This window comes from Aurantiacibacter sediminis (assembly GCF_016019885.1).
GTDB lineage: Bacteria > Pseudomonadota > Alphaproteobacteria > Sphingomonadales > Sphingomonadaceae > Alteraurantiacibacter > Alteraurantiacibacter sediminis.
In genome coordinates this window covers 607,097-622,595 of sequence record NZ_JAEANY010000002.1, presented here as the reverse complement: position 1 = coordinate 622,595, position 15,499 = coordinate 607,097, and the positions used below count along the sequence as shown (strand labels likewise).

General features: G+C 59.5%; 15 protein-coding genes. 7 read left to right on the top strand and 8 right to left on the bottom strand.

Going from position 1 to position 15,499, the window contains the following annotated elements:
- Nucleotides 1-9: 9 nt before the first annotated feature.
- On the top strand, nt 10-963 hold the full coding sequence (gshB, locus tag I5L03_RS08575) for a glutathione synthase (RefSeq protein WP_197921319.1): 954 nt from the start codon (nt 10-12) through the stop codon (nt 961-963).
- 34 nt (nt 964-997) lie between these two features.
- On the top strand, nt 998-1,612 hold the full coding sequence (locus I5L03_RS08570) for a DedA family protein (protein WP_197921318.1): 615 nt from the start codon (nt 998-1,000) through the stop codon (nt 1,610-1,612).
- Here I5L03_RS08570 and I5L03_RS08565 read toward each other — a convergent pair.
- From I5L03_RS08565 to rph, 4 genes are read right to left on the bottom strand one after another with little or no spacing between them, the layout of a single operon-like run.
- Complete coding sequence (locus I5L03_RS08565; RefSeq protein WP_197921317.1) at nt 1,609-2,508, bottom strand: tyrosine recombinase XerC; 900 nt, start codon at nt 2,506-2,508, stop codon at nt 1,609-1,611. The two genes, I5L03_RS08570 and I5L03_RS08565, sit on opposite strands and share 4 nt — an antisense overlap.
- Complete coding sequence (gene hemW, locus I5L03_RS08560; RefSeq protein ID WP_197921316.1) at nt 2,505-3,656, bottom strand: radical SAM family heme chaperone HemW; 1,152 nt, start codon at nt 3,654-3,656, stop codon at nt 2,505-2,507. Before hemW ends, I5L03_RS08565 begins: the two co-directional genes overlap by 4 nt.
- A gap of 12 nt (nt 3,657-3,668) precedes the next feature.
- Nucleotides 3,669-4,298, bottom strand: coding sequence for an RdgB/HAM1 family non-canonical purine NTP pyrophosphatase (gene rdgB / locus I5L03_RS08555; RefSeq protein ID WP_197921315.1), 630 nt, complete (start codon nt 4,296-4,298; stop codon nt 3,669-3,671).
- Entirely contained in the window at nt 4,295-5,008 is a 714-nt protein-coding gene (gene rph / locus I5L03_RS08550; protein WP_197921314.1) for a ribonuclease PH, read from the bottom strand. Before rph ends, rdgB begins: the two co-directional genes overlap by 4 nt.
- A 54-nt stretch (nt 5,009-5,062) precedes the next feature.
- Between rph and hrcA the strand changes: the two genes are divergently transcribed.
- Together hrcA and grpE are read left to right on the top strand one after the other, a co-directional pair.
- Nucleotides 5,063-6,106, top strand: a complete 1,044-nt coding sequence (gene hrcA / locus I5L03_RS08545; RefSeq protein ID WP_197921313.1) for a heat-inducible transcriptional repressor HrcA — start codon at nt 5,063-5,065, stop codon at nt 6,104-6,106.
- A gap of 8 nt (nt 6,107-6,114) precedes the next feature.
- Nucleotides 6,115-6,717 (top strand): nucleotide exchange factor GrpE, encoded by a 603-nt coding sequence (grpE, locus tag I5L03_RS08540; protein ID WP_197921312.1) that lies wholly within the window; start codon nt 6,115-6,117, stop codon nt 6,715-6,717.
- A 78-nt stretch (nt 6,718-6,795) separates the two neighbouring features.
- Here grpE and I5L03_RS08535 read toward each other — a convergent pair whose 3' ends face one another.
- The gene (locus I5L03_RS08535) at nt 6,796-7,722 is read right to left on the bottom strand and encodes a hypothetical protein (protein ID WP_197921311.1); all 927 of its coding nucleotides are present in this window, start codon (nt 7,720-7,722) and stop codon (nt 6,796-6,798) included.
- Nucleotides 7,723-7,946: 224 nt separating this feature from the next.
- On the opposite strand from I5L03_RS08535, the gene I5L03_RS08530 reads away from it, so the two are divergent.
- A complete protein-coding gene (locus I5L03_RS08530) occupies nt 7,947-8,627 on the top strand; it encodes an OmpW/AlkL family protein (protein WP_325100140.1) in 681 nt (226 codons plus the stop codon).
- 120 nt (nt 8,628-8,747) lie between these two features.
- On the opposite strand, the gene I5L03_RS08525 is transcribed toward I5L03_RS08530, so the two are convergent.
- Both I5L03_RS08525 and I5L03_RS08520 read right to left on the bottom strand, forming a co-directional pair.
- Nucleotides 8,748-9,173, bottom strand: a complete 426-nt coding sequence (locus I5L03_RS08525) for a vgr related protein (RefSeq protein ID WP_197921519.1) — start codon at nt 9,171-9,173, stop codon at nt 8,748-8,750.
- Between the two features lie 77 nt (nt 9,174-9,250).
- Entirely contained in the window at nt 9,251-9,766 is a 516-nt protein-coding gene (locus I5L03_RS08520) for a copper chaperone PCu(A)C (protein ID WP_197921310.1), read from the bottom strand.
- A gap of 169 nt (nt 9,767-9,935) precedes the next feature.
- On the opposite strand from I5L03_RS08520, the gene dnaK reads away from it, so the two are divergent.
- Complete coding sequence (gene dnaK, locus I5L03_RS08515; protein WP_197921309.1) at nt 9,936-11,876, top strand: molecular chaperone DnaK; 1,941 nt, start codon at nt 9,936-9,938, stop codon at nt 11,874-11,876.
- Between the two features lie 71 nt (nt 11,877-11,947).
- A complete protein-coding gene (gene dnaJ, locus I5L03_RS08510; RefSeq protein WP_197921308.1) occupies nt 11,948-13,084 on the top strand; it encodes a molecular chaperone DnaJ in 1,137 nt (378 codons plus the stop codon).
- A 26-nt stretch (nt 13,085-13,110) separates the two neighbouring features.
- Here dnaJ and I5L03_RS08505 read toward each other — a convergent pair whose 3' ends face one another.
- Nucleotides 13,111-15,423 (bottom strand): patatin-like protein, encoded by a 2,313-nt coding sequence (locus I5L03_RS08505; protein ID WP_197921307.1) that lies wholly within the window; start codon nt 15,421-15,423, stop codon nt 13,111-13,113.
- Between the last annotated feature and the right edge of the window lie 76 nt (nt 15,424-15,499).

Sequence of the window (15,499 nt, the reverse complement as noted above, 5' to 3'; positions counted from 1 at the left end):
GGAACCCGCATGTCATTACGCGTCGCCGTCCAGATGGACCCGCTCGAAAGCATCAATATCGCCGGGGATTCCAGCTTCGCGCTGATGCTCGCAGCGCAGGCGCGCGGCCATTCGCTTTGGGAATATGACGTCAAGACACTGAGCTGGGAGGATGGCAAGGTCTGCGCCTGGGCGCGGCCGGTCACCGTCCAGCGGGTTGAGGGAAACCACTTCGACGCCGGCGAGCGCACCAAGCTCGATCTGGCCGAAGATATTGATGTAATCCTGATGCGGCAGGATCCGCCGTTTCACCTCGGCTACATCAGCGCCGCGCTGCTGCTGGATCGGTTGAAGGGCAAGACGCTCGTCAGCAATGATCCGCGCGAAGTGATCAATGCGCCTGAGAAAATGTATGTGCTCGATTACGCGCAGTTCATGCCGCCGACGTTAATTACTCGCATGCTCGACGATGTGCGCGACTTCCAGAAGAAACACGGCGCGGTGGTGGTGAAGCCGCTGCACGGCAATGGCGGCAAGGCGATTTTCAAGATCGATTCTGATGGCACTAACATGTCCGCGCTATTCGAAGTGTTCAACCAGACCTGGCCGGAGCCGCATATGGTCCAGCCTTTCCTTCCCGGCGTGTCCAAAGGCGACAAGCGTATCGTGCTGGTTGATGGCGTGGTGGCGGGCGCGATCAATCGCAAGCCGGGCGAGGGCGAATTCCGCTCGAACCTTGCACAAGGCGGCTCAGCCGAAGCGACCGAACTTACTCCGCGCGAATGGGAAATTTGCGATGCAATGGGACCCGACCTGAAACGCCGCGGACTGACTTTCGTCGGCATAGACGTAATCGGTGGCGAATGGTTGACCGAGATCAACGTGACCTCTCCCACCGGCATCGTCGCCATCGACAAATTCAACAATACCGACACCGCCGGGATGATTTGGGACGCGCTGGAAGCACGGCACGCCGCGATGTGAGTGAACCATCCGCGCGGCAGCGCGTTGGTCAGCCATGCACGAGTTCATCATCGATCTGATCGCGCGGAGCGGCTATTTCGGCATATTCCTGCTGATGGTGTTGGAAAACGTCATTCCGCCCGTGCCCAGCGAAGTCATCATGGGCATTGGCGGGATCCTTGTCGATCGCGGCGATATGCATTTCTGGCCGCTGCTGATTATCGGCACGACGGGCACGGTTGTCGGCAATTACTTCTGGTACTGGCTCGGCGACAAATACGGGTACGAGCGGCTGGAGCCGTTGGTCGACAAGTGGGGGCGTTGGCTCACCGTCGAATGGCGAGATATCGAAAAGGGACAGGATTTCTTCGCGCGGCGCGGCCACTGGGTCGTCTTTGCCCTGCGCTTCAGCCCGTTCCTGCGCACGATTATCTCGCTGCCTGCCGGGCTGGTGCACATGCCGATCTGGAAATTCCTCAGCTTTACCTTTGCCGGGTCGCTAATTTGGAATGCCGCGCTGATCGGTGGCGGCGCGTGGATCAGCAGGCAATTGGAAGAATCTCAGGACGTGCTCGGCTGGGTCATTATCGGCCTGATTGTGCTGACGGTGATCGGGTACATTTGGCGCGTGATGACATGGGTACCGCGGGCAGAGCGAGAAAATGGCTAATCGCTCTCGCGCGGATGGGCTGAGCGATAGGCTTCGAGCATCTTGGCCGCATCGACCTTGGTATAGATTTGCGTTGAGCCAAGGCTCGCATGGCCGAGCAATTCCTGCAGGCTCCTGAGATCGGCTCCCGATCCCAGGAGATGCGTTGCGAAGCTATGGCGCAGGGCGTGGGGCGTGGCAGTGTCTGGAAGGCCAAGCCCCTTGCGAGCCCTTGCCATCGCCTTCTGCACCATGCCCTGGCTGAGCGCACCACCTTTGACGCCGCGGAACAGCGGACCGTCTTCGACTAGATCGAAGGGGCATTCGCGCGCATATTTCTCCACCGCGTCGCGCACGATGGGGAGCAGGGGAACGACGCGCTGCTTGTTGCCCTTGCCGGTAACGACTAGCGTCTCGCCAAGCGGAAAATCGCCACCTCGAAGCGAAAGCGCCTCCGCAATCCGCAATCCGGCGCCATACATGAGCAATAGCACCGCAGCATCGCGAAGACCCGTCCAGCCCTCCGCCGCCATATCGGCAACGACCTCAACCATTGCGCTCGCTTCATCGGGAGTGACCGGACGTGGCAAGCCCTTTTTGATGCGGGGACCGCGAACGCGGGGGGCAGTGCCGGGATCGGCGCCCACTTGCTCACGTGCATAGGCGACGAAGCTCTTGAGCGCCGATAATTCGCGAGCGGCAGAAACATTGCCGAGGCCATCGGCTCTCCTACTCGCCAATTGACCGCGTAAATCGCGCGTGGTGAGCGTGGCGACACCGTTCCAGTCGGTGAGTTGCAAGCGTCGGGTTAGGCGCGCCGCTGCGCTGGCATAGGCGCGGACCGTATGCGGAGATTTGCGCTGCGCTACAGCCAGATGGGTGCGCCACACCTCGATAAGGTCGGGCGCGTCGCTCATGCCGCTACCAAATCGTCCGCAACAATTTGCGCGAGCAACGCATCGAGAACGATCATTCCGTCCATCGTCACCCTGATCCGCTCACCATCGCGCTTGAGATATTCCAGTTTCTGATACCTTGTGATCTCATCCTGATTGACCAGAGCGTCCACGCCTAGACCGAAGCGAGCCGAAAGCTCGGACAGGTTCACTCCTTCTCCAAGTCGCAGACCCATGAGCAAGGCCTCGGAAGCCTGCTCTCTAACGCCAAGCGCGCGCTCCTGCTGCAGCCCGCTGCCATTGCGCGACATGGCGGACAGATAATTCTCGGGCTTGCGGTGCCGCGTCGTGGCAAAACCGCATCGCCGCCCATGCGCGCCGGGTCCGATGCCGATGTAGTCCTGATAGCGCCAATAGGTGAGGTTGTGCTGGCTTTCCTCACCCGGCCGCGCGTGATTGCTGATCTCATAAGCCGGAAGGCCTGCATCGCTGAGGACTTCGCCTGTCAGGGTAAACAGGTCGGCAGCCTCGTCATCATCCAGCGGAGTGAATTCACCACGCCGTACCATGGTCGCGAAACGCGTATTGGGTTCGATTGTCAGTTGGTAAACCGAAAGGTGCCCGGTTCCCAATTCAAGCGCTTCCCGCAATTCTCGATCCCAAGTGAGCTCATCGTGGCCGGGCAGGGCATAAATCAGGTCGAAGCTGACGCGATCGAATGCGTTTTGTGCGGTCTGGAGTGCTTTCAGCCCCTCATCCGCACTGTGCATTCGCCCCAGAAACTGCAGCGACTCGTCACGCAAGGACTGCATGCCAAGCGACACACGATTGACGCCTGCAGCAGCGATGTCGGCAAAATTCGCCGCTTCGACTGAAGACGGATTAGCCTCCAGCGTAATCTCGACATCGTGCTCAAACCCCCATAGCTTTTCAGCTTCTGATAGCAGGGTATCGACGAGGGCAGGGGGCATCAACGACGGTGTGCCTCCGCCGAAAAAAATCGATCGCAGCTTCTCACGGCCAGCAAGCGCGGCTTCATGCCGCATGTCCGCCAGCAGCGCATCGCGCCAGACGGTGTGATCGACCTGCTCCCGGACATGCGAATTGAAATCGCAATAGGGACACTTCGAGACACAAAACGGCCAGTGAATGTAGAGTGCGCGCGCCATCAGGCAGCAATACTAGCCGCCGAACTGGTCCGCGACCAGCTTCGCAAAGGCATCGGCGCGGTGGCTCATGGCGTGCTTTTGCGCGGGCTCCAGCTCGGCAAACGTCTGCTCGTGGTCTTTCGGCACGAAAACCGGATCATAGCCGAAGCCGAGCGTCCCGCGGGGGGGCCATGTCAGATCGCCATCGACGCGGCCCTCATAAATGGCTTGCTCGCCATCGGGCCAAGCGAGTGCAAGCACGCAGGAAAACCACGCATCGCGCGGCGTATCAGGTCCCTTGGCCTGAAGCAGCCCCTCGACCTTACCCATCGCCATATACCAGTCACGGCCCGGCTCGCCTTCGAACCATTGCCGCTCGGCCCAATCGGCGGTATAAACGCCCGGCCTGCCATCCAGCGCTTCGACCGAAAGACCGCTGTCATCGGCCAGCGCCGGAAGTCCCGCAGCCTCTGCGGCTGCCCGCGCCTTGATCAAAGCATTGGCGACGAAAGTCTTACCGGTCTCAGGTGGCTCAGGCAGGCCAAGCGATCCGGCGGAAATGCATTCCAGCCCAAAAGGCGCGAGGAGGGCGGAAATCTCCTTCAGCTTGCCCGCATTATGCGTGGCAATCACCAGTTTTCCGCCTCCCAGCTTACGGCTCATTTCACTGCCTCATCCTGTGCCTTGAAGATTTCGTCGCAGCCCATCTGGGCGAGACGAAGCAGGCGCAGCAGACCTTCCTCATCGTAGGTCGCACCCTCTGCCGTCGCTTGCACTTCAGCAATCTGGCCGCCTTCGATCAGCACGAAATTGGCATCAGCATCGGCATTGGAATCCTCGGCATAGTCGAGATCGGAGACCGGCGTGCCCTGATAAATGCCGCAGGAAATTGCGGCGATCTTGGCGGTAATCGGGTCCTCCTTGATCGCACCCTCGGCCAGCAATTTGTTCACTGCGAGGCGAAGGGCGACCCATGCGCCGGAAATCGAAGCCGTACGTGTGCCGCCATCGGCCTGTATTACATCGCAATCAAGCGTGATCTGGCGCTCACCGAGCTTTTCCAGATCGACCACTGCACGAAGGCTGCGGCCAATCAGGCGCTGGATTTCCTGCGTGCGGCCGCTCTGCTTGCCGCGTGCGGCTTCGCGCGAGCCACGCGTGTGGGTGGCGCGGGGAAGCATGGAGTACTCGCCGGTCACCCAGCCCGTACCCTTATTGCGCATCCACGGCGGGACGCTCTTTTCGACACTGGCCGTGCACAGGACACGCGTATCGCCAAAGCTGATCAGGCAGCTACCCTCGGCGTGCTTGGTGAAACCGGTTTCAATCGTAATGGCGCGCATTTCATCAGGCGCGCGGCCGGAAGGTCGCATGAGAATCTCCAAAAGTTTGCGAAGCGAGCCCTAGCGACTAGATAGAGCCGTGTCATGACTTCCCCGCCAATCTCAGAAATTACGGACCGTGCCCGCGATATTTTCCGCCTCGTGGTGGAAGATTATCTGACGAGTGGGCAGCCGGTCGGCTCGAAAGCGTTGGCGCAGCATGATGGGATCAATCTCTCGCCAGCTTCAATACGCTCGGTGTTGAGCGAGCTTGAGCAGCTTGGCCTCCTCGCCGCGCCGCACACCAGCGCCGGCCGCATGCCGACGACGCATGGCCTGCGCATGTTCGTCGATGGCATTATGCAGGTCGCCGAGCCCAGCGCGGAAGAGCGCGCAGCCATCGAGCAACAATTGGCGCAGCCGGGGCCTATTGAGGAAGCGCTCGAAAAAACCAGCTCTATCCTCTCGGATATCTCCGGGGCGGCAGGCATGGTCATGGTGCCGAAGCGCGAGCCGCGCCTGGCCCAGATGCGATTGGTTTCGCTGGATGAACGCCGCGCCTTGGCGGTGCTGGTGGGCGAAGACGGCCAAGTCGAAAACCGGGTGCTCGATATCGGCTCGGCGGCGTCAGTAGGTAGTCTGGAAGAGGCAAGCAATTACATTTCTGCTCACCTTGCCGGGCGCACTCTCGCGGAGTCCGTGGCGGCCATGCAACACGAAATCAGTTCGGGCAAAAGCGCGCTGGATGAAGCGTCGGCCAGCCTTGTCGAAGCGGGGATTGCAGTCTGGAGCGAAGACACAGCGAAGCGTCCCGTCCTTATCGTGCGCGGCCAAGCGAATTTGCTCGATGAAAGCGCGCTGGGCGATCTTGACCGCGTGCGCCAGTTGCTTGACGATTTGGAAAACAAGCAATCCATCGCCGAATTGCTGGAATCCGCGCGTGAGGCACAATCTGCGCGCATCTTCATTGGTTCTGAAAACCGGTTATTCGCACTATCCGGCTCGAGCGTGATCGCTTCGCCCTATCGCGACCGCGACGGCAAGGTCGTCGGCGTGCTGGGTGTCATCGGGCCTACGCGGTTGAATTATGCGCGCGTCGTTCCCATCGTGGATTTCACCGCCCGATCGCTGGGCAAGAGAATTGGTTAGTAGGCAAAATGACAGATAACGATAACCCCAAGAACGGCGCAGAGCACGATGAAGCGGTCGAGAAGGAACTCGAAGGCGTTCCTGAAGAATTCTTGTCGGATGATGAGGACGGTTCTGAAGAAGAGGGCGAGGGCAGCATCGCCAATGCGCTTGAGGCGCTGAAAGCCGATCTGGAAACAGCCAATCAGGACGTGCTTTATGCAAAGGCTGAAGCGCAGAATATGCGCCGCCGGTCCGAAAAGGAAATTGCCGACGCGCGCAACTATGCCGCAACCGGTTTCGCGCGCGACATCCTGAGCGTCGCCGACAATCTTGGCCGCGCCATCGATGCCGTGCCGAAGGAACTGCGCGAAGACGACAAGTTCAAAGGCCTGGTAGCGGGTATCGAAGCGACCATGCGAGAGCTGGACAAGGCCTTTGCCAATCACGGCATCAGCCGCATCGCCGCCATGGGCCTGCCGCTCGATCCCAACCAGCACCAGGCGATGATGGAAGTGCCCACAAATGATGCCGAGCCCGGCACCATCGTGCAGGAAATGCAGGCCGGATATATGATCCGTGATCGCCTCCTTCGGCCAAGCATGGTCGGGGTGGCGAAAAAGCCGGACTGATTACATTATCGCGCCATATAAAAAGGGCGGCCCTCCGTGCGGAGGCCGCCCTCTTTTTCTCGGCGCTAAGACTTGCGACTATTCGGAGTAAAGTTCCGAAATATTCAGCTCTGCCGACTGCGTGTCGGTGCTACCATAGGTGCCGACCCAGATCTGATAACGACCCGATAGCGGCGTTTCGAACCGAACGCTCGGGTTCAGGCCCTCGCCACTGTCGTCATCGCAATAATAGCTGCCGTTGGGCGCGCGGATGACGAGCGTCGTGTCAGCCATCGAATCAACGGAAAGATAAAGCGGGAAAGTGCCCGAGGTGTAGTCGAGGTTCACGTCAGGTGATGACGCGATGTAGCCTCTGCACCCGGATGCAACTTGAGAGGCGTCGCGATTACCGCCCGACGAGAGGCGTACGATGTAGGGATCGGGAGCAAAGCCCGCCGATAGCCGCACGGTTTCGTAAATCGCGCTGGACCCGTCAGGCTGAGGTGGCGTGAGTGGGCGCATGGTAGCGCCGCTACCGCTGCCTGCGCCAAGTTCGGAAATTTGGATTTCGGCCGAATGATTTTCAGCCGCACCATATGTGCCTACCCAGATGTCGTACTGACCGCTTTGCGGGTTTTCGAAACCCCATGCCGGGTTCAAACCGTCTCCGGAATCGTCATCGCAATACCAGCGTCCGTCAGGCCCATTGATGACCAGTGTCGTATCGGCGTCAGAGGTCGCCGATATATACAGCGGCAGTGATCCGGGTGTGAAATAAAGGCGCGCGTCCGGACGCGTAGCGATATAGCCGCGGCACTCGCCGCCAAGATCGCGGGCATTGGTCTGGCCACCCGACATGATTGGGATGGTATATGGGTCAGGCGTGAAACCACCATTCAGGCGAACTGTCTCGTAAGTCGGATCAGCGCTTACATCCTGCGCTTGCACGGCAGTTGCGCCCAACGGAAACGCGAGCGCTGTAAGCGTGGAAATGCCAAGTGCGGATTTCAAAGCAAATTTCATCATATCCCCCAATTTGAAAAAATTCCCATGCGCCCGTGGCCGCCACCATACGCATCAGGCCAAGGGTTGCAACATGACCGCTGCACCTTCTCCAGCGCCGCAGTTCTCAGAACCTGAAAATTTTTTTCAGTGACACCCTTGTCTGCGATATAATGTCTCCCAAATGACCGCTCGGAAGGGAAGTCCAGTTCTCACGCAACTAACGCGTGTTTCTATGGAGTTCCGAAGTGAAAAAGTTTTATGCATCCGTTCTGGCCATCTCTACGATGGCCGTTTCTGCACCGGCTCTCGCCCAGAGCGCAGACCGTGCCGGTGACATCCAGATCAAGGCTTTCGCGACAGCTGTGCTGCCCGATGGCGCGATCGACGAAGTCGAATTCGATGATTTCGGCCTGCCCGCAAACAGTCAGAGCGACGCCAACGATAACATTACGCCAACGCTCGCGATCGAGTATTTCGTCACCAACAATATCTCGATCGAAACCATCGCTGGGGTAACCCAGCATGATGTCGATGGAGTAGGCGGCCTTGCCGGGCTGGAACTCGTTTCCGATGCCCAGATCATTCCGGCAACCGTAACGGCGAAATATCACTTTGACCTCGCCGAAGGCTTCACGCCGTATATCGGTGCCGGTCCGAGCTACTTTATCATTTTCAACGATGATGCCGGCGCGGGCGTGACGCCGCTCGGCATTACCGATGTCGATCTCAGCAATGAACTGGGTGTTGCCCTGCAAGCAGGTGCCGTTTTCGATATCGGCGATAGCGGTATCGGTCTGTCGGTAGATGCGAAGCGCTATTTCATCGGCACCACGGCGACATTCTCCGCCAATGGAACCGATCTGTTTGCAACCGATCACGATCTCGATCCGTGGGTGATCAGCGCGGGCCTCAGCTTCCGCTTCTGATCCTCAACGATCAACCAGACAGACGAGAGGAGGGGCGGAGGTAAGCCGCCCCTCCTTTTTTGTGCAGTCAGGCAATTGGTCTCGAAGCGATATTTCTTCCGAGAGCGCGTTTAAAATCAGTTACGGCGCACGCGCGCCGGGAAAATTCACCAGTACATCATAGGCGCTCTTGCCTGCCACGCCCCTTAATTTGGCACCGCGGCGTAACAGAAAGGCGTGTTCGACGATGCGCGCTTGCTGTTCGATGCCGTATTGCTCCAATTTCCAACCCGGCTTCAGCGCATAATCATATCGCGCCCACGGCATGCGGCGGGTGACGAGATACCAGTCGCCGCGGGTCTGCGTCTGCCAGACATGCGTCATCTCATGGATAAAGAGCGCTTGTCGATGAAGCGGAGCGCTAGCGAAATCATCGCAATACACATCGCCCATGGGATGGAAATGGATATGGCCGCGCGGCGCCATCGTTACACGCTTGGGCTGGAAGAACGACCATTTGCGGCGGCGCATCATGACTGTCGAATAATCGACCGCCGTTCCGAACATGCTTCGGGCAAGATCAATCTCACCCGCAGTGAGGGGGCGCTCGCCGCCAACAGGGCAGGCCTGCGCCCCCGAATTGCTCAAGCCTCTTCCTCTTCCTCACGCGGATCAGTGCCCGCGGGATAAAGCGTGACAGGAAAACTGCACTTGTCGCCGCCCACGAAAGTCAGAGTGACTTCGCTCTCGCCGCCAGCTTCCAGCCCTTCAGACATGCCCATGATCATCACATGCTTGCCGCCCGGTTCGAATTCGAGGCTTTCCCCTGCCTCAACACGCTGGGTGAAGAGCTCCTGCATGTCTTCTTCCATGCTCCATTCCGCCGTTTCGTGCAGCATGGCGCTTTCCGAGCCGATCATTTCTGCGGTGCGGATAGTAACTGCGTCTTCGGTTTCATTACTGATCGTGAAATAAGCCGCAGCCGGATTTCCAGCCACCGCAGGCATGGCAAGCCAGCCTTCGGCAACCGACACACCCGGAGGGCAATCACTGTCCGCAATTTCAGCTGCAGGTTCTTCCGTTTCGCCGCCACAAGCCGCCAGGCTCAGCACGGCGAGCGAGGCGGTGAGGGCGGGCAATATACGTTCGTGGTTCATCATGATCCTCTCCTGGACTTTGCCGAATTTCTAGGCCCTCACGTCCCTTGTGCCAAGCAAAAGCGCACCTATATCCGCCGTCGTTACACAGCTTTTTTGAGCTGCCGAGTGGCTTTGCCGGACTGGCGGGAGGCCGAGCGCGCAGCGTCCAATATGAAAGAGATGGGGAATTATGAGTAAGATTATCGGTATCGACCTCGGTACGACCAATAGCTGCGTTTCCGTGATGGAAGGCGGCAAGCCAAAGGTTATCGAGAATTCGGAAGGTGCGCGCACCACGCCGTCTATCGTTGCATTCACCAAGGATGGTGAGCGCCTGATCGGCCAGCCTGCAAAGCGCCAGGCCGTCACCAATCCGGACAATACGCTGTTCGCAATCAAGCGCCTGATCGGCCGCCGTTTCGACGATCCTACCACCAAGAAGGATATGGACATCGTCCCCTATGACATCGTCAAGGGCAAGAATGGCGATGCATGGGTCAAGGCGGGCGGCGAGGAATATTCGCCCAGCCAGATTTCGGCTTTCATCCTGCAAAAGATGAAAGAAACCGCTGAGAGCTATCTTGGCGAAACCGTTTCCAAGGCCGTCATTACCGTCCCGGCATACTTCAACGATGCGCAGCGTCAGGCAACCAAGGATGCCGGCCAGATCGCAGGTCTGGAAGTCGAGCGTATCATCAACGAGCCGACTGCTGCCGCACTTGCCTATGGCATGGACAAGGAAGACGGCAAGACGATCGCCGTTTACGACCTTGGCGGCGGTACTTTCGACGTCTCCATCCTCGAAATCGGCGATGGCGTGTTCGAAGTGAAGTCGACCAATGGCGACACTTTCCTCGGCGGCGAAGACTTTGACAATGTGATTGTCGAATACCTCGCCGATCAGTTCAAAAATGCCGAGAACATGGATCTGCGCAAGGACAAGCTCGCGCTGCAGCGCCTGAAGGAAGCCGCCGAGAAGGCCAAGATCGAGCTTTCCAGTAGTCAGCAGACCGAAGTGAACCTTCCGTTCATCACGGCCCGCATGGAAGATGGCACCTCCACACCGCTGCACCTCGTCGAAACCATCACCCGCTCGAAGCTCGAGCAGCTGGTGGGCGACCTCGTGAAGCGCACGCTTGAGCCGTGCAAGAAGGCCATCGAAGACGCTGGCGTCTCCAAGGATCAGATCGACGAAGTGATCTTGGTCGGCGGTATGACGCGCATGCCTAAGGTCCGCGAAGTCGTGGAAGAATTCTTCGGTTCCAAGCCGCACACCGGCGTGAACCCGGACGAAGTCGTAGCCATGGGTGCTGCCATCCAGGCCGGCGTTCTGCAGGGCGATGTAAAGGACGTGCTGCTGCTCGACGTGACCCCGCTTTCGCTGGGCATCGAGACGCTGGGCGGTGTTTTTACCCGCATGATCGATCGCAACACCACGATCCCGACCAAGAAAACGCAGGTTTACTCCACGGCTGAAGACAATCAGAATGCCGTGACGATCCGCGTTTTCCAGGGCGAGCGTGAAATGGCGGCGGACAACAAGCTGCTCGGCCAGTTCGACCTCGTCGGCATTCCGGCTGCTCCGCGCGGTGTCCCGCAGATCGAAGTGACCTTCGATATCGACGCCAACGGCATCGTGAACGTGTCCGCCAAGGACAAGGGCACGGGCAAGGAACAACAGATCCGCATTCAGGCCTCGGGCGGTCTCAGCGATGCTGATATCGACCAGATGGTGCAGGATGCCGAGAAGTTTGCCGATGAAGACAAAAAGCGCCGCGAAAGCGCCGAAGTCCGTAACAATCTCGATAGCCTAGTCCATGCGACCGAAAAGCAGCTCGAAGAGAATGGAGACAAAGTCGACGCCGCGATTAAGAGCGATGTCGAAACGGCTGTTGCCGAAGCCAAGACTGCGCTGGAAGGCGACGATGTCGAGGCGATGAAGGAAAAGAGCCAGAAACTCACGGATGCCGCCATGAAGATGGGTCAGGCTATCTACGAGAAGACTCAGGCTGAAGGTGCTGATGCTGCCGCAGATGCCGCTGCATCCGGTGACGACACGTCCAAGCCCGCAGAGGACGAGGACGTTGTCGAAGCCGAGTTCACCGAAGTGGATGACGAGAACAAGTCCTAATCGGACGATGGAAAAGCTGACCGCCACCGTTGCAACCCGCAGCGGTGGCGGAATGCTTTGGGGACGGGACCATGTCAGCCGCTGAAATCGATTTTTACGAACTGCTGGGCGTTGATCGCGGTGCCGATGGCGCAACGATCAAATCCGCCTATCGCAAGCTCGCCATGAAGTATCACCCGGATCGCAATCCGGGCGATGCCGAGGCCGAAGCGCATTTCAAGGCCATTAGCGCAGCCTATGACATCCTGAAGGATGATCAGAAGCGCGCGGCCTATGATCGCTATGGGCACGCCGCCTTCCAGAATGGCGGACCGGGCGGCGGCGGAATGGGCGGCCAGGATTTCAACGATCTTGGCGACATTTTTGAAACGATTTTCGGCAGCGCTTTTGGCGGCGCTGCAGGCGGCCCCGGCGGGCGTGCGCGCCCGCGCCGCGGTGCGGATCTGCGATACGATATGCAGGTTAGCCTTGAAGAGGCGTTCGACGGCAAGAACACGCAGATCGAAGTCGAAGTCTCCAGCACCTGCGACACATGCTCGGGCTCCGGCGCGGAGCCGGGCACGGCGCGCCGTCGCTGCGAGCTTTGCCATGGCGCCGGAAAAGTCCGCGCCAAGCAGGGCTTTTTCGTTATCGAGCGCCCATGCCCCAATTGCGGCGGCGCGGGCGAAGTGCTTGAGAGCCCTTGCGGCGATTGCCGGGGTGAAGGCGCTGTCGACAAGCTACAGACGCTGGATGTCGATATCCCACCGGGCGTCGACAACGGCACGCGCATCCGCCTTTCCGGCAAGGGCGAAGCAGGCCCACGCGGTGCGCCCTCAGGTGATCTCTACATATTTGTGCATGTGAAACCGCACCCGGTTTTCGAGCGCGAAGGGACCGCGCTTTTCACCCGGGTTCCGATCAGCTTCACCAGCGCTGCGCTGGGCGATACGATCGATATTCCCGGTCTCGATGGCGAGACCCACTCGATCGATATCCCGTCAGGCATCCAGTCGGGCAAGCAATTGCGCAAACGCGGTGCAGGCATGCCGGTGCTTCAGGGCAGGGGCCGCGGTGATCTCGTCGTGGAAGTGCAGGTCGAAACGCCTACCAAACTTTCGAGCCGTCAGAAAGAACTGCTCTGCGAATTCCGCGAGACCGAAACGGGCGAAGAATGCCCGCAAAGCCGTGGATTCTTTGAGAAGATCAAAGAGGCGTTTGGGGGTTAAGTTGTCAGAGCGACAAATGTGTCGGCTCAGCTCAGCTTAGCCAGTATCTCCCTACGCAGGCCATCGACCAAGTGGCGACGACATAGCCCGCGCTCTTCCTCCTCATCGCATATCGCCAGAAACGTATCGCGTTTGAAGGCGAGACACTTGGTCGTGTCGAAGCCGCCGGGCACGGTCGAGCACACCAGATCGATCATCCGTTCGGCTCCGTGCAAGCGTCCCCACAGGTAATCGTTCTCACGATAAAAGCGGCTGAAAAACGCGCCGAAATTGAAAAACTCCGTCCCACGCAAAGTCGCCTCGGCACCGCCGTCGCGCAGGCTTGTTGCATCGTCCGGACTGATGCGATCGACTTTGACCGGATCGAATTCATTGAGCCCCTCATTGCGCAGCAGAGGCAGGGTCGCGACGTCGTAGAAGGGAAAACCAAGGTAGGTGAGGAGAGCCTTGCGCCGCAAATCCTTGGGCATGGCCTCCAAGGCATCGGCCAGAATCTGCTCCGCCTGAATATCGACTTCGCGCAATGATCGCCGGCGCGCCAACTCATCGAGGACCTGGTCGGGATCGCTCATCGCCCTGTCGGCAATCTCGACAAAGTCCGCGCCAAGGCTGTCCGGGTCTTCCCGTTCGTAATAAAGCGCGAGAGCGCGGTAGACTTCCTCGCGCGCGTTTTCGAGATCAGGGTCGGGAATATCGGGATCGGCGTCCCACTCGCGAGACAAACGCCTTGCCAGCAGCCGCAGACGACGCACGCGGAAAGCCAGGTCATGATCGCGCAAGAAGGCGATGGCTTCCGAGCTCGCGCCTTTTCCCGCGCCGTTCATGGTGGCCAGGCCCCGCTCTTCGATCGCATGCCGCAGGCGGATCGCAATATCATGGGCGTCCGGATGGTCAGGCTGGGGCGCGATATCGTGCACCAGATCCGCAATGCGATCGATAATACCGGAAAGCTTCGCCTGCGCGTAGGAGTGGAAGGCGTAATCGGCCCGCTCCGCCGCCGCCTGTTGCGCCTTCGCGCGCCAATTTGCGAGGCGTTTCAGCGTGGGCTTGTCGAAGAAAAGCGTTCTTCCGAACAGCTTCTCAACGACCGCTTCCACCTCGGGGCGCAGCGCTGCGACCATCTTCTGCAAGCGAAGCGCTTCACGCGATTGCGCTTCCAACACTTCCAGATTGTCCCTGATGGGCTGCTCGCGAGGTATTGTGCTGAGCGAGCCGACGATAGCTGAGAAAAAACCGATGGGACGGACGGTCTCATCCCGTTTAGCGAGCTTCCGTCGCGGGGTTGGGTCGATATAAACAAAACGCCGATCGACTTCCCTTTGCGCAGGGCGCTTGTCGAGTCCCGCCATTGCCCCGGCAAAAGGCGCGTTCACCAGCACAGAGCCGTCGATCAGCGCCGCATGATGCGTCGTGCCCTGTTCTACATGAGTAGGCATGATGCGCGCGAGGAAGGCGTCGCGATTGGTCCAGTCGTCGCCTGCGAGATGGTCAATTTCGCTGACTTCCAGCGGAGGAAACGCGCCGGGAAAGCTTGCCGTCGCACGTGCGGCAAAGGTCAGCTCAAAAAGCTGCGCCAAATCCTCACCGCCTGCATCGGGCGCATGCACGCGAAAGCTGATTGGCATGCGATGCTCGCTTTCCTCGACCAGCGGAGGGCTGTTGAGGCGCAGCAATTCGCGGCGACCGCGATAGTCCGTGGCGGTGACCAGCAGATCGAGCGGGTGATAAGGGGGCAGGAGCGGCTCTTCCGCGGGCAGAGCGTTCATCGCCTCCAACGCGTCATGCAAAAGCTTGGTGAAGCCGGGACCTGAAAATGGCGGCTCGAACCAGCGCCCGCGCACCAGCGAGGAGAGTTTGCGCCGCACTTCGGATCGCGTCTCCTTCGCGACGCTCTCGTTCACCGCATTGCCAGGCCGATTGGTGAGGTACCATACGAGCGGGCGCATAAACGGCTTCGCCCCGATATTGGACCATGGCCGCGCCTCTTCGGCGACCAGTTTTTCGACATCGGCATTCTCGAGCCACAGCTCAGTCAATGGCTCCAGACTGCGCCCCGAATAGATTGCCTGAGCCAGGAACACGGCATTGATCCCGCCGGCACTCGCACCGCTGATAATGTCAGGCAGCATGCGGAGTCGCAGGCTTTGATCGGCCTCGATCCGTTCAAGCAGGCGCTGATAGACACCTTCGACGCCGTCGACCGTGCCATTTCCATTGGCATGATGCGCGCGGCTGGCGCGGGCGAGCTTCCAGATCTCTTTGGTGACGCCGTGCATGTAAACAGCGAGGCTAACCCCGCCATAGCACACCAGCGCGATCCTGAGTTCCTTCTGCCGCATCGGAGGCGTTGTGGCAGAAGCAGTCGCCGTTTCAAAGAGGCTCGGCAAAGCTTTCCGCCACCGCGCCACTCCTCTT

Bases quoted from the DNA above. Each gene is read 5' to 3' on its own strand.
- gshB (WP_197921319.1), top strand. From the start codon at position 10: ATGTCATTACGCGTCGCCGTCCAGATGGACCCGCTCGAAAGCATCAAT.
- dnaK (WP_197921309.1), top strand. From the start codon at position 9,936: ATGAGTAAGATTATCGGTATCGACCTCGGTACGACCAATAGCTGCGTT.
- I5L03_RS08525 (WP_197921519.1), bottom strand. From the start codon at position 9,173: ATGTTCGGAACGGCGGTCGATTATTCGACAGTCATGATGCGCCGCCGC.
- rdgB (WP_197921315.1), bottom strand. From the start codon at position 4,298: ATGAGCCGTAAGCTGGGAGGCGGAAAACTGGTGATTGCCACGCATAAT.
- I5L03_RS08570 (WP_197921318.1), top strand. From the start codon at position 998: ATGCACGAGTTCATCATCGATCTGATCGCGCGGAGCGGCTATTTCGGC.
- hemW (WP_197921316.1), bottom strand. From the start codon at position 3,656: ATGGCGCGCGCACTCTACATTCACTGGCCGTTTTGTGTCTCGAAGTGT.
- grpE (WP_197921312.1), top strand. From the start codon at position 6,115: ATGACAGATAACGATAACCCCAAGAACGGCGCAGAGCACGATGAAGCG.
- rph (WP_197921314.1), bottom strand. From the start codon at position 5,008: ATGCGACCTTCCGGCCGCGCGCCTGATGAAATGCGCGCCATTACGATT.
- hrcA (WP_197921313.1), top strand. From the start codon at position 5,063: ATGACTTCCCCGCCAATCTCAGAAATTACGGACCGTGCCCGCGATATT.
- I5L03_RS08520 (WP_197921310.1), bottom strand. From the start codon at position 9,766: ATGATGAACCACGAACGTATATTGCCCGCCCTCACCGCCTCGCTCGCC.
- I5L03_RS08505 (WP_197921307.1), bottom strand. From the start codon at position 15,423: ATGCGGCAGAAGGAACTCAGGATCGCGCTGGTGTGCTATGGCGGGGTT.
- I5L03_RS08565 (WP_197921317.1), bottom strand. From the start codon at position 2,508: ATGAGCGACGCGCCCGACCTTATCGAGGTGTGGCGCACCCATCTGGCT.
- dnaJ (WP_197921308.1), top strand. From the start codon at position 11,948: ATGTCAGCCGCTGAAATCGATTTTTACGAACTGCTGGGCGTTGATCGC.
- I5L03_RS08535 (WP_197921311.1), bottom strand. From the start codon at position 7,722: ATGATGAAATTTGCTTTGAAATCCGCACTTGGCATTTCCACGCTTACA.